The following is a 13,239-nucleotide window of genomic DNA, read 5'->3' as shown; positions in this document are numbered from 1 at the left end:
GGCTTACTCCTTGACCGTCGGCGTGGCCTGCACCGTCAACTGCACAGCACGGTTATCGCGATCAACCGGACGCACCTGCTGACCTTCGTGCAACACCTGGCCACCCGCGGCTACCACCCAATCCGTGGCTTGCAAACCTTCAAACACCGGTACGGTTTTCTCACCGTAGGCACCAATACGCACGTTAGTACGTTTGAGGGTAGAACTGGCAGGGTCGACCACCCAGACATAGGGCTGGCCCTTCTCGGCGGTTACCGCAGACAGCGGCACCGACAGCGGCACTTCACCGTCATGGGCGATAAACACCCGGGCGCTCTGGCCTAACTCAGCCGGGACTTTGCCTTCAACAAAAGCAACGCGCGCAGCGAAGGTGCGCGATTGCTGATCAGCCGATGGTGATATCTCACGAATACGCCCAGGGAAACGTTGGTCCGGCTGCGACCAGAGCTCGACCTCCACCTCCTGGCCGATCCTGAAGCGCTCGAAGGCTTGTTCGGGCAGGTTGATCAATACTTCACGCTCACCATCAACCGCCAGGGTGAACACCGTTTGCCCCGCAGCTACCACTTGCCCGACCTCAACCGTGCGCCGCGCGACCACACCATCCTGAGAGGCACGCAACACGGCGTAGCCGGCCTGGTTGTTAGCCACGTTGAACTCGGCACGCACCTGCTTTACCCGAGCCTCACCAGAGCGGTACGTATTTTCCGCGTTGTCGTATTGCGAACGGCTAACCAGGTTGCGCGCCAACAAGGTTTTGTAGCGATCACGCTCGGCACGTGCCAATTGCAGATTGGCCTCGGCTGCCGCGAGCTGAGCGCGATTAGCCTCCAGTTGCAGACGCACATCCTGCGGGTCCAGCTCGGCCAGCGGCTGATCCTTCTTCACTTGCGCGCCCACATCGACCAACCGTTTGGTCACCTTGCCGGCGATGCGAAAGGCCAACTCAGGCTCAAGGCGCGCACGCACCTCACCGGGATAGGCATCCATCAACTCACCAGCCAGTTGCGGCTGTACCACCATGGCCGGGCGCACAGCAACCGCAGCGGGTTCGCCATTGCCACACGCAGCGAGCACGAGGATAAGACTGGCGGGCAATGCAACAGACAGCGCATGACGAAACATGATGACGGACCCTTTAGAGGCTTTAGAATATTTACACTGGCGGGTATAGTAAAAATAGCAAACTCACTAGTCCAGTATTAAAACCGACCCATGCCAAACAAAGTGTTACCAACCAGCGGCCCCGGTCGCCCCAAAGACCTAGCTAAACGCAAAGCCATCCTGGAAGCGGCAAAAACCCTATTCCTCAGCAATGGTTATGACGGTAGCAGCATGGATGCGATTGCCGCTGAAGCCGGGGTTTCCAAGCTCACGGTGTACAGCCACTTCACCGATAAAGAGAAGCTGTTCGCGGCCGCCGTGCAGTCCAAATGCGAAGAGCAACTGCCCGAGCTGCTGTTTGAGTTGAGTGATGAGGTGCCACTGGCACAAGTGCTACTGAACATCGGACGCGGCTTTCATGAACTGATCAACAGCCGTGAATCAGTGGAGCTACACCGGGTAATGGTGAGCCTCGCGGCTCAGGATTCTAAGCTCTCGCGGATGTTCTACGAGGCCGGCGCTCAGCGTGTGCTGCTGGGCATGGAAGACCTGCTACGCAAGGCCAATCAGAACGGCAAACTGCATATAGCCGACCCGGCGAGTGCGGCGGATCATTTTTTCTGCTTAATCAAGGGCGGAGCCAACTTTCGTCTGTTAATTGGCTGTGGCGAACCGTTGCAAGGCGCTGAGGCCGAAGCGCATGTGCGCGATGCGGTCGCCGTATTCCTGCGCGCCTTTCGCGTCGAGTAGCGCCAAGCGTCGCAGGAAAGAGCCGATTATTCGCTGGCGGATTGCAGTTTTTTCTTCGGATAAATGTCGTAACGGCTGGATTTACCCTCCAGCGCATAACCGGGCTTGGCTCCATCAATCAGCGGCGCCTTGCGCGGTCGCTTGACCACCACCCGATGGCTGGCCAGGTTCAACGCCGCCTCCAGTAGCGCTGGGGCATCCAGGTCATCGCCGACAAAGGGCCGGAACAGGCGCATCTCTTTCTTCACCAGTGCGCTCTTGTCGCGGTGCGGAAACATCGGATCGAGGTAGATCACCTGAGGCGGCTCGCCCTGCCACGTGCGCATCAGCTCAATGGCATTACCGGTGAGCAGCTGCATCTGCGCAGCAATCGGCGCGACATCACGGTCCAACGCCGCACGCGCCAGACCATCCTCGAGCAACGCCGCAATCAGCGGCTGGCGCTCGATCAGAGTCATGCTGCAGCCCAAACTCGCCAGTACAAAGGCATCACGCCCCAGGCCCGCCGTGGCATCCAACACCCGCGGACGAACGCCAGCCTGCACGCCTACCGCCTTGGCAATCATCTGCCCACTGCCACCGCCAAATAAGCGCCGATGCGCCACCGCGCCTTCAACAAAATCCACCTTGACCGGCCCCGGTGCCTGCGGCCCCAACTCCACCAGTTGCAAGCCAGCCTCCCCCAGCTGCAGGGCAAACTCGCTATCACCATCCAGCGGCAAACCTAGGCGCGCCGCCCAAGCTTCAGCCACAGACTGCAAATGCGGAACCAGGGCCTGCATACGAATTCTGGCTATTAGCCGCTCATCATTCATTAGAAAACGTGCTCAAAAATCACTCAATTGACCGCCTAAGCGGCCGATAACCTGCCTGAGCGGCATTTTGCCAGACCCGGCAGCATACAGCCGCACCGAGTTCGCCATGTTTGATGTAATTTCCGCTTCGCGCAGCGCGGCCCCATCGGCTGCCAGCACCCGCTCAATCAGCGAAACGCTCGATGAAGGCAAGCGCGCCTCGCTGGATTATCAAATCCTGCGGCGCACCTTGATGCCCGACGAAGTAGAAGCTGAATCCCCCACCAGCCCCTCCCAAACGCCCAACGAACCGCTAGCCGTCAGCACCCAGGCCAGTGATTTCCAGGCGTTAGCCGCCCAGAGCAAGCTCGAACTGAACGTCAGCATTAACACCGAACCGAAGCAAACCGACCCCCTGGTACTAGATCTGGCCAGCAACGGCTTCAGTACCAGCGGCCTAACCCGCTCAGTTCGCTTCGACCTGGATGCCGACGGCAAACTCGAGCAAATCAGCGTACCGACCGGTGACGATGCCCTCCTCGCCTACGACCGCAACGGTAACGGACGCATAGACGATGGCAGCGAGTTGTTCGGCGACCAGAATGGCGCGAGCAACGGTTTTGCCGAACTGCGCAAATACGACGACAACGGCGACGGCCGTATCGACAGCCAGGACGCTATTTTCGAGCACCTGAGCCTGATGCGCTTTGACGCCCAAGGACGGCAATCCAGCCAATCCCTGAGCGCAGCTGGAGTCAGCGCCATTGATCTACAAGCACGTGATGTAAAGATTGCCCTGGGTGCCTACGACGAAATCGCCCAACTCGGCCGCTTCGAGTTCGCCGACGGTCGCAGTGGTCAGGCTGCCGATCTGTTATTGGCCCAGCGTTAGTAATACGTAGGGTGGGTTAGGCGCGAATCGGAATCAGAAAAACACCATCGACTCTCAACGCGCCGTAACCACCGTTGCGGTCGACCGGCAAACTGCAATGGTGGATTACGCGACGCTCTAAATGCGTGGAGCCCCCATAATCGCCCTCCTGCGCTAGGAGCAGTTGTAGGTTGGCGCTGAGGTACGAAAGCCCAGCAACATCAACAAAGTGCTAGCGGCACATGCGCCAGAGCCCCATATCCACATGAAAGTGGTCGCGGTGGGCGGCGTTGTACTCCGGCCCCAAGGTGATGTTGAAGCGCGTGCAAGCGGCCTGTTGCACTTGGCGAAGAAACTGCGCGTTCTTGCCCTGCTTGGGCCAATCCTGCAACACGCTGATGCGCCGACCATCGGCCAGACGGAAGCCGACGATATCCAGCGCATTGGCCGAGGCGTGCTGACTACGCCGCTGGCTACCAGCAATAGTGCGGCAGGCGAAGCTGCCAACATGCTCCACCCGCGTCACTGGCTGGCCGAAAATAGCCTGGGCAGTGGGCTGCAGATCATGTTGCTCGAACAAGGCAAACGCTGCGGCTAGCGGGCAACTGGCAATAAAGCTGCTGCTGAAAGCAACCCCGGCACTTTGCACCCGCACGGTGTTAGTTAGCGGGCATGACACGTCTGGGCTGCTATCGGTCTGCGGCGTGAAGCGCATTGATGACGTGCTTAACGCTTGCCGGCACAACGCCGGATCGTCCTGCAAACGCCAGAGTTTATAGCTGGTGAGAAAATTCGGTGTCTCACGAATATCCAGCACCGCCCAGGGGTTCCAATGCGGCGGCACATCCAGCCAACCACGCCAAAGCCCAAGCAACGCGCCGGCGAGCAACATACAAAGCAGCAGAAACACACGTAAGAAGGTCATGCCGCGCAGCCTATCAGAGCAGGCCTAACTGCTCGACCTGATCGTCCACCTGTATCTGTGGCAAGGCCGGCAAACCGGGTAATCGCGCCATCAACTGCTGATGAAAGCGCTGTGCCAATTGCGGTGCCAGGCGATTATCCGAGGTGTGTAGAAAAACGTAGGGCGTACGGCCTTCCTCGATCCAACCTGCGACCTTATCCAGCCAAGGTGCCATAAACGGGTCATTCGCCTGCAATTCTGGATGCCCGATAAAGCGCAGCTGCGGTGACTGGCTAAAGGCCGTGGGGCGCAATGGCAGGCGCGGCTTCTTGGCTTGGGCATGCAATACCGCCGGCGCGCTGGAGACACAACTAAACAGCGCGCGCGAATCCAGACAGATACGCTCAATACCACGCTCATGCAGCAACCGATTAAGGCGGCGCTCCTCCTCGCCTTTGGCAAAGAACGCCGGGTGGCGTACTTCAACGGCCAACTCGCCGTCCTGCCAGAGCTCGATAAAAGCGACTAATTCCGCCAAGCGTTGCGGGCCGAAGCTTGCCGACAACTGCAGCCAGAACGGCGCGACCCGCTTACCCAGCGGGGCCAACAACTGACGAAAATCCTCTACGGCACTCAGCTGCTCGCGCAGATCACCGCCGTGACTGATCTCCCGTGGCAGCTTGGCGCAAAAGCGCAGATGCGCCGGCATACGCTCGGCCCAACGCGCCATCGTATCGACGGAAGGCGGCGCGTAGAAGGTGGTATTGCCCTCAACGGCGTTGAATACCTGCGCATACAAGGGCAAAAAGTCGGCACTACGACTGCCCTGCGGATACAACGAGCCGCGCCAAGCAGGCTCACTCCATGACGGACAACCAAGGTAGTAAGGCAGTATCAATGTGCAGACCGTTAAGCGATGAAGCGAATAAAGGCGAGAGCCTATGTGGTGAGTCTAATCAGCCAGATTTGTGATTAGGCGTAAAGATCAAGGCCCATGATTTGCTGGGCATCCGACTCACTAGAGAAGCTCGCCGTTGAGCTGTAGCTGGCCAACGCCTGGGCGGCGCGGTTATTCATCTGCGGCTGGTACAGCTGGTCTTGCAGGCGACTAGGTAAGCTGTCAGTGCTGCCATTACTAGCTTCGACCTTACGCGGCTGGGCAACCGCCTCCAGCCCCTGGCTACTGGCGGGCGTTGCTGGTTGCTCTCGAAGCGCCTCGACCTCGCGCTGCGCGTCGCGAAATGGCGTAACCGCAGAGCCGGGACGGGCACTGCGCTCAGGCGAGTAGGAGGAGGTAAAACCATCAATACGCATTAATTACTGCTCAGCGGCTTGGCCAACATTGAACTCAGGTGATGGCAATTTAGCCCCCACAAGGCTGCTTGGCAATCAAGCAGCGGGGACCGGGCAATATGCTCGACAGAAGGTGCCGGCGCTCAGTGCCGGGCACGGGTAACTCAGACTGCAGCTTTGGGCGTAGCCACCTGATCACGCAGATAAACCGGCTGCGCCAGGTCCGCGACAACCGCCTCACCACGCGCCCAAGCAAAGCGCGCCAAGCTGAGCAGATCTTCGGCATGCGGCAGCATGGCAGCATCCTGACCGGTGACCGCTACTGGAATGCGTGCCGCAAAGGTGCCCCAGCCAGTGCCCGCAGCAAACCAGTCGCCCGCCGCATCACGTGGTAGGCTGGCGCGCTCCGGCGGCAACACCGCCTCAACACCAGCCAGACGCATTTCACCTTGTTCGGCGCGATAACAGCCCCAGTAGACCTCGTCCATACGCGCATCAATGGCCGCGGCGACCTGCTGCGCACCCTGCTCACGCAGGCTACGCTGGGCCAGTACAGCCAAGTTGGACACGGGTAAAACCGGGCGTTCCAGGGCAAAGGCCAGGCCTTGCACGACGCCGATGGCAATCCGTACACCGGTAAAGGCGCCCGGACCACGACCAAAAGCAATCGCATCCAGCGCAGACAACGACACACCTGCATCTGCTAGCAGTTGCTTGATCATCGGCAGCAATCGCTGAGCGTGCATGCGCGGAATCACTTCGTAATGACTGAGCACCTGGCCGTCATGCAACAAGGCGACGGAGCAGGCTTCGGTGGCGGTATCCAGGGCCAGGAGAGTGGTCATTGCATTCAGACAGGTGACGAAATGGACCGGCATTAGAACGGCTTGAGGCTTTTTTTTCCAGCGCAATCACTGTCGTTCGTGCCTGCCACACGGCAGAACTCCCTCCGACAGTAACGCGTACCGGGGCAGAATAGCCCCGGCACTCATCGGCAAACAGCGACTTACCAAGGCTGGATAACAGTCTCGGCTTCCCAGGCTTTCAAAGGCGCTTTAGACCATGTGCCATAACCCGCGTTGGGGAAGACAATCCACTCGGCGCCCCATTTGTCCGCTTCAGCTGCCACGGTTGCCCGTTGCTCGGCCAGCGGTGTCTTGCGAAAACGCCCATCAAAGTCATGCAGCGTGTCGCCCAGCAACAAGACGATCTGATGATCAGCACTAACAATGGCGCGCCGCTCGACCTTGGGTGGTCCTAGCAACAGAACGCTTTCGGCCGATACCTGAGGCAAGCCGAGTTTGCTCAGGGTCGCCAGGGTGTATGACTTCTGCTCGTCGGCACGGTCCGACACATAGCGAATGGTCACGCCCAGACTGTCGGCATGCTCCAGAAACTTCTTAGCACCGGGGATAAGCGTAGGGGTTCCGTCACGCTCCCAGGGCAGCCAAGTGTCCCAGGCGTCATAGGTATGGCAATTGGCCAAATCCCGCGCCAGCAAGGCGCTATTGTCGATGACGGTTTCATCTAGGTCGGTCACGATGGCCAGCTTCGCTGGATCTTTCGCGGCGGCTACTGCCGCATCCAGTTTCAGCGTAGCGATGTTGTAGGCCTGCAACTGCAGGGCCTGAACTTCTGCCGATTGCTGCTGATAGCGCAGCCCCATGGTGAACTCAGCGACAGAACAGGCCGTCTTGGGCTGTGCTGGGGTATCGGCATAGGCCGTAGGGATGGCCAGCAGTGAAACTGCAAGACCCAGCCAAGTTAGGCCGTTGGTAGGTTTTTCGGTCATTGAATGTCCTCTCTTCTTGGTGGTGGACGCGCGATCCACATGCCATAGCGACACGGCCACGCAGAACAACCTTGGCGTCTCCAATAGTAAAAAAACTGACGCGCTGCCTCATGCTTGAGAGCGACCAGAACGTACCCCTGCAACACAAACGAAAAAGGCCCACACGGGGCCTTTATTGATGCTGCACTGTGGCAGAACGCGTAGGCGTGATGCCTTAGCTAAGCGCGGCCAGCACCTTGGCAGTGATCTCGTCCACCGAGCCCACACCAGCGATGGCGCTGTACTTCGGCGTGCCGTCAGCGGCGGCAAGCTTCTGGTAGAAGTCCACCAGCGGCTTGGTCTGCGAGTGATAAACCGACAGGCGATGACGCACGGTTGCTTCCTTGTCGTCTTCACGTTGGATCAGCTCTTCACCGGTTTCGTCATCAATACCGGCGACTTTCGGCGGATTGTGCTCGGTGTGGTAAACGCGACCCGATGCTGGATGCACGCGGCGACCAGCAATACGGCCGACGATTTCTTCATCATCAACAGCGATTTCCAGCACGTTGTCGATAACCACACCGGCTTCCTTCAGGGCTTCTGCCTGAGGAATGGTGCGCGGGAAACCATCGAAGAGGAAACCATTGGCGCAATCGGCCTGAGCGATACGCTCTTTGACCAGATTGATGATCAAGTCATCAGAAACCAGACCACCGCTGTCCATCACGCTTTTGGCAACCAGGCCCAGCTCAGTGCCGGCCTTGACCGCAGCACGCAGCATGTCGCCGGTGGAGATTTGCGGAATACCGAACTTCTTGGTGATGAAACCAGCTTGGGTACCTTTACCGGCACCGGGCGCCCCTAGCAAAATCACGCGCATCGATGTGCTCCTCAAAATTAAGTAGAAATCGGTCGGACTCGCCTCATGGGGCCAATCTCAGAATGGTTCAGGCAGCGCTGCCAACAAGGGCCAGAGTGCCGAAAGGCCGCTCAAGATACACAGCGCACCCATAGCGCACAAGCCACCAAAAGTCTGATAGGTCTACGACTACCCGCTAACAGGTAGCGCATTTGGCAACGCGCTACACACACGCTGCCAAATGCACCAACAGCCCTTGCAATGCCCTAGCCGGTATTGCGCAAACCTGCCGCAATACCGGCCACACTGACCAACAATGCCTGTTCAAGCGGGCTGTCGGCCTGATTGTCGCGCTGCCGTGAACGCGCTAGCAGCTCTGCCTGAAGCAGGTGTAAAGGGTCTAGGTAGGTATTACGCACGCTGAACGATTCCTGGGTTTCCGGGCTATGCGAGAGCAGCTGCGACTGACCGGTCAGACCCAGCACCGCGATCACCGCCTGCGACAATAGGCCGCGTAAATGTACGCCCAATGGCTGCAAGGACGAGTCGACCAAACGCTCGTCATACAGCCGAGCAATCGCCTCGTCTGCCTTGGCCAGCACCATCTCCAACATATCGATGCGGGTTCGGAAGAACGGCCAGTGTTCGCGCATTTGCCCGAGCAGATGACCTTCGCCGCGTTGCAACGCATTGTTTAATGCGGCCTCCCAGCCGAGCCAGGCCGGCAGCATCAGGCGCGTTTGGGTCCAGGCGAAAATCCACGGAATTGCCCGCAGGCTTTCCACCCCGCCTTCGCGGCGCTTGGCCGGCCGGCTGCCCAGCGGCAAGCGCCCGAGTTCCTGCTCCGGCGTGGCCTGGCGGAAATAGTCGACGAACTGCGGATGCTCGCGCACCACCGCGCGGTAGGCCGTGACGCCATCGTGGGCCAGCTTGTCCATCAGCTCGCGCCAAGCCGGCTCAGGGCTCGGCGGCGGCAACAAGGTGGCCTCGAGTACGGCGGCGAGATACAGATTGAGATTCTGCTCGGCAATGTCCGGCATACCGAATTTGAAACGAATCATTTCGCCCTGCTCGGTGGTGCGGAAACGCCCCACTACCGAGCCGGGCGGCTGCGACAGAATCGCCGCATGGGCCGGCCCACCACCACGCCCAACCGTGCCGCCGCGACCGTGGAACAACAGCAACTCGACATCCTGTTCGCGACACACTTGCACCAGGGTTTCCTGAGCACGGTACTGCGCCCAGGCGGCGGCAGTGGTGCCAGCATCCTTGGCCGAGTCGGAATAACCGATCATCACTTCCTGCGGCCCCTGCAAGCGTGCCCGGTAACCATGCAGCGCCAGCAGCCGGCTGATCACCGGGCCGGCGTTGTCTAAATCAGCCAGGGTTTCGAACAGTGGCACCACGCGTATCGCCCGCTGCAACCCAGACTCTTTAAGCAGCAGTTGCACCGCCAGCACATCGGAAGCAGCCCCGGCCATGGAAATCACATAGGAACCCAGGGACGCAGCAGGTGCACGCGCCACTTCGCGGCAAGTGGCCAGCACCTCCTCGGTTTCACCACTGGGCTTAAAGTGGCCGGGAAGCAACGGCCGACGGCTTTCCAGCTCTTGCAGTAAAAACGCCAGGCGCGCCTCTTCATCCCATTCTGCGTAACGTCCAAGCCCCAGGTAATCGGTGATTTCACTCATGGCGGCAGCGTGCCGGCTGGAGTCTTGCCGCACATCCAGGCGCACCAGGAACAGGCCAAAGGTGGCCGCGCGGCGCAGGCAATCGAGCAGCGGGCCGTCAGCAATCACGCCCATGCCGCATTCATGCAGTGACTGATAACAACACTGCAGCGGCTCGAACAGCTCGCGGTTGTCCTGCAGCACCGCTGCGGGCGCGGGGATCGGCTCATTCAGCGCGGCCTGCGCCCAGCTGCGGGTTGCGCGTAAACGCTCGCGCAGTTGTTTGAGCAGGCTGCGATATGGCTCCGCACTCTCACCTACGCGCGCCAGTAGCGCCGGGCTGGCCTGCTGCATGGACAGCTCGGCCGCCAGTTGATCAACATCACGCAGGTATAAGTCGGCCGCCATCCAGCGGGCTAACAACAGTACTTCACGGGTGACCGTCGCCGTGACATTGGGGTTACCGTCGCGGTCACCGCCCATCCAGGAAGCAAAGCGAATCGGCGCGGCATCCAGCGGCAGGCGCAACCCAGTAGCACCATGCAGCACCTGATCGGCCTTGCGCATTACATTGGGCACGGCATGCCAGAGTGAATGCTCGATCACCGCAAAGCCCCATTTGGCTTCATCCAGCGGGCTTGGCCGACTGCGGCGGATTTCCTCGGTATGCCAAGCCTCGGCAATCAACCGCTGCAGGCGCTGATTGACCTGCTCACGTTCGGCAACCGAGAGATCACTGTGATCACCGGCTGCCAACTGTTCAGCCATGGCATCGTATTTCTGAATCAGGGTACGCCGCGCCACTTCAGTGGGGTGCGCAGTCAGTACCAGCTCAATATCCAGGCGACCGAACTGACGCGCCAGAGCCTCGCCCTTGTGCCCATTAGCCAACAGACGCTGCAAAAGATCGGCAAGAATATTGTCTTCAAACGGTACGGGCTCGCCCGGCGCACGGCGGCGTACGCGGTGATATTGCTCGGCAATATTGGCCAGATTGAGAAACTGGTTGAAGGCCCGCGCAACCGGCAGCAGCTCGTCATCCGCCAGTTGATTCAAGGTTGCACTGAGTTGCTCCGCACCTTCCGGCGAGCCGCGACGAGCCGCCTTTGCGCCTTTACGAATACGTTCGATCTTGTCGAGAAAGGCAGCGCCATGCTGCACGCTGATGGTGTTACCCAGTAATTCGCCGAGCTGGTGGACGTCTTCGCGCAAACGCGCATCGATTTCTGCCATGACTATTGCCTCCGCTGATCCTGCCTCCAGAGTGCCCAGCGCGCCAACTTCTTACAAGTGCGCGACGTTTAGACGGCACGAATAGCGGTAAACGCTAGTCTCAACTAGGCAAGCCCGGCCAAGAAGCGGCGGGCAGAGTAGAAATACGAGGTAAGCATGAAGATTCGTGAGCTGGTGCAGCATTGGCAAGAAAACGCCCAAGGACGCCTGACAGCGACGCCCTATCAGATCCACCTCGACCTGGAAGCCGCTGCGCGCCTAGCTGCGCTGCAGGAGATGTACCCCAAACATCACGTTGAGGAACTGCTTGGCGAGTTGCTCGGCGCCGCACTCGATGAGTTGGAAGCCAGCCTGCCCTACGTCAAGGGCAGTAAAGTGGTGGCAACCGATGAGCTGGGCGACCCGCTGTACGAGGACATAGGCCTAACGCCGCGCTTCCTCGCCCTGTCACGCCAACATCTGCAGCGCATTAGCCAACAGAAAAACGGCGCTGGCTAGAGCTAGGGCTTACTGAGCTTCGTTGCAGCGCACTGCCTGTTTGCTCTGATCAACCAGCACACCCGTCAGGCCCTTCTGCTCCATATCAAACAGCACCAGCACGCCATCAATGCACTGGGCAACCTGGCTGGCGGGTTTGAGCGAGACTTTGTAGTCCTCGCCGGGCACGGTCTTGAGCATGGTGAACTCGGACAACAGCAAAGCATCCTCCGGCTTGGCGATATGCAAATAACCGTAATAGCCGAGCACAGCCACCGTCATACAAATGCTGGCAACGCCGGTAAGAATCAGCGGGATTGGTTGTACTTCACTCATGACAGACTCTCAGTAATAACAGTTAACAGGCTGTTAGCGGGCAGACCTACAGGCGGCGCAGCTTGCAACAAACGCGCGCGCCTGCAAAGGCTTAGGGTCTGTTACCGTTTCGTTCGCGGCCGCGCCGGAGCCTGTTTTAGCGCGAGGCAAGGCACGAGACACGAAGTTTGGTTGCTCCAAATAAGTGTCGAGAAACGCAGTATCGCGCTAAAACAGGCCCGGCCCTGCGGGTTGCGCGCAAAATCTCGCCATGCGGTGTTGAAGGACTTGGCAAGGGAACAACCATTACCTGCGTCCTCCGCCTAGCCTGGCGAGATTTTGCGCGGCAACGCGGTTCGCGACGAAACGGCAACAGACCCTATATTGCCGCATTACTTGCCGCCGGCGCGCACTTCTTCACGGGCCTTGAACGTCACTTCGTAAATGCGCTCGGCCAAGCGCGAGAACGGCAGGCTCTGCACCCACACCGTGCCCGTGCCTTTGAGCGTGGCCAGAAAGATACCTTCACCACCGAACAGCATGCTTTTCAAGCCGCCAGCCAGGGCGATGTCGTAATCGATGCCTTGGCTAAAGGCGACTAAGCAGCCGGTATCCAAGCGTAGGGTTTGATTATTCAACTCCTTGCGAATTACCGTGCCACCGGCGTGGACAAAGGCCAGACCATCACCTTCAAGCTTCTGCAGGATAAAGCCCTCACCGCCAAAGAAGCCGGCACCCAAGCGCTTATTGAAGTTAATGCCAACCGCCGTGCCGTAGGCCGCGCAGAGAAAGGCGTCTTTCTGGCAAATCAGTGTGCCGCCATGCTCGGCTAACTGAATCGGTACCACAGTGCCAGGATAAGGTGCGGCAAAGGCTACCCGCGCCTGACTTTTACCGGCATTGGAAAAGTGCGTCATAAACAATGATTCGCCGGTCAGCATGCGCTTGCCCATGCCCCACAGCTTGCCCAGTACACCGCTGCTTGAGCCATCGCCCATACGCGTTTCAAAGCGCACGCCGTCAGTCATGTAATTCATCACACCGGCTTCGGCGATAACCGTTTCGCCCGGATCAAGAATGATCTCCACACTTTGCGCGGAGCTGCCGAGGATTTCGTAGTCAAGTTGGTGGCTGGGCATGTGGGGCTCCTGGCAATAAAGGGCAATGCGACGAAGGCGACGCGGATGCTATCCGG

At 59.4% G+C, this 13,239-nt stretch carries 14 protein-coding genes; 3 read left to right on the top strand and 11 right to left on the bottom strand.

What is annotated here, in order from left to right:
- Positions 1-3: 3 nt before the first annotated feature.
- Positions 4-1,125, bottom strand: a complete 1,122-nt coding sequence (locus VCA57_RS05670; RefSeq protein WP_411183990.1) for an efflux RND transporter periplasmic adaptor subunit — start codon at positions 1,123-1,125, stop codon at positions 4-6.
- 90 nt (positions 1,126-1,215) lie between these two features.
- Between VCA57_RS05670 and VCA57_RS05665 the strand changes: the two genes are divergently transcribed.
- A complete protein-coding gene (locus VCA57_RS05665) occupies positions 1,216-1,854 on the top strand; it encodes a TetR/AcrR family transcriptional regulator (RefSeq protein WP_411183989.1) in 639 nt (212 codons plus the stop codon).
- A 26-nt stretch (positions 1,855-1,880) separates the two neighbouring features.
- Here the strand turns inward: VCA57_RS05665 and VCA57_RS05660 are convergent, their stop codons facing one another.
- Positions 1,881-2,669 carry a class I SAM-dependent methyltransferase gene (locus VCA57_RS05660; RefSeq protein WP_411183988.1) on the bottom strand — a complete coding sequence of 263 codons (789 nt, stop codon included), beginning with the start codon at positions 2,667-2,669 and terminating at the stop codon, positions 1,881-1,883.
- A gap of 106 nt (positions 2,670-2,775) precedes the next feature.
- Between VCA57_RS05660 and VCA57_RS05655 the strand changes: the two genes are divergently transcribed.
- Positions 2,776-3,540 carry a hypothetical protein gene (locus tag VCA57_RS05655; protein WP_411183987.1) on the top strand — a complete coding sequence of 255 codons (765 nt, stop codon included), beginning with the start codon at positions 2,776-2,778 and terminating at the stop codon, positions 3,538-3,540.
- A gap of 211 nt (positions 3,541-3,751) precedes the next feature.
- On the opposite strand, the gene VCA57_RS05650 is transcribed toward VCA57_RS05655, so the two are convergent.
- From VCA57_RS05650 to ppc, 7 genes are all read right to left on the bottom strand, one after another.
- Positions 3,752-4,444, bottom strand: a complete 693-nt coding sequence (locus tag VCA57_RS05650; RefSeq protein WP_411183986.1) for an extensin family protein — start codon at positions 4,442-4,444, stop codon at positions 3,752-3,754.
- Between the two features lie 13 nt (positions 4,445-4,457).
- Positions 4,458-5,318 carry a DUF72 domain-containing protein gene (locus tag VCA57_RS05645; protein ID WP_411184020.1) on the bottom strand — a complete coding sequence of 287 codons (861 nt, stop codon included), beginning with the start codon at positions 5,316-5,318 and terminating at the stop codon, positions 4,458-4,460.
- Positions 5,319-5,395: 77 nt separating this feature from the next.
- The gene (locus VCA57_RS05640; RefSeq protein ID WP_411183985.1) at positions 5,396-5,737 is read right to left on the bottom strand and encodes a hypothetical protein; all 342 of its coding nucleotides are present in this window, start codon (positions 5,735-5,737) and stop codon (positions 5,396-5,398) included.
- Between the two features lie 143 nt (positions 5,738-5,880).
- A complete protein-coding gene (gene tsaB / locus VCA57_RS05635) occupies positions 5,881-6,561 on the bottom strand; it encodes a tRNA (adenosine(37)-N6)-threonylcarbamoyltransferase complex dimerization subunit type 1 TsaB (protein WP_411183984.1) in 681 nt (226 codons plus the stop codon).
- Positions 6,562-6,722: 161 nt separating this feature from the next.
- A complete protein-coding gene (locus tag VCA57_RS05630) occupies positions 6,723-7,508 on the bottom strand; it encodes a 5'-nucleotidase, lipoprotein e(P4) family (protein WP_411183983.1) in 786 nt (261 codons plus the stop codon).
- A 214-nt stretch (positions 7,509-7,722) separates the two neighbouring features.
- Complete coding sequence (gene adk / locus VCA57_RS05625) at positions 7,723-8,370, bottom strand: adenylate kinase (RefSeq protein ID WP_411183982.1); 648 nt, start codon at positions 8,368-8,370, stop codon at positions 7,723-7,725.
- 245 nt (positions 8,371-8,615) lie between these two features.
- Positions 8,616-11,252 (bottom strand): phosphoenolpyruvate carboxylase, encoded by a 2,637-nt coding sequence (gene ppc, locus VCA57_RS05620; protein WP_411183981.1) that lies wholly within the window; start codon positions 11,250-11,252, stop codon positions 8,616-8,618.
- A 156-nt stretch (positions 11,253-11,408) separates the two neighbouring features.
- Here ppc and VCA57_RS05615 point away from each other — a divergent pair, with 156 nt between their 5' ends.
- Positions 11,409-11,750, top strand: a complete 342-nt coding sequence (locus VCA57_RS05615; protein ID WP_411183980.1) for a pilin assembly protein — start codon at positions 11,409-11,411, stop codon at positions 11,748-11,750.
- A 9-nt stretch (positions 11,751-11,759) separates the two neighbouring features.
- Here VCA57_RS05615 and VCA57_RS05610 read toward each other — a convergent pair whose 3' ends face one another.
- Positions 11,760-12,065: a hypothetical protein gene (locus tag VCA57_RS05610; RefSeq protein ID WP_411183979.1), complete on the bottom strand. Its 306-nt coding sequence runs from the start codon at positions 12,063-12,065 to the stop codon at positions 11,760-11,762.
- 371 nt (positions 12,066-12,436) lie between these two features.
- A complete protein-coding gene (locus VCA57_RS05605; protein WP_411183978.1) occupies positions 12,437-13,183 on the bottom strand; it encodes a TIGR00266 family protein in 747 nt (248 codons plus the stop codon).
- Positions 13,184-13,239 lie beyond the last annotated feature (56 nt).

Source organism: Pseudomonas sp., from assembly GCF_046581935.1.
Lineage (GTDB): Bacteria > Pseudomonadota > Gammaproteobacteria > Pseudomonadales > Pseudomonadaceae > Aquipseudomonas.
Note: the sequence above shows the minus strand (reverse complement) of the source record. Positions and strands in the feature narration are given on the sequence as shown.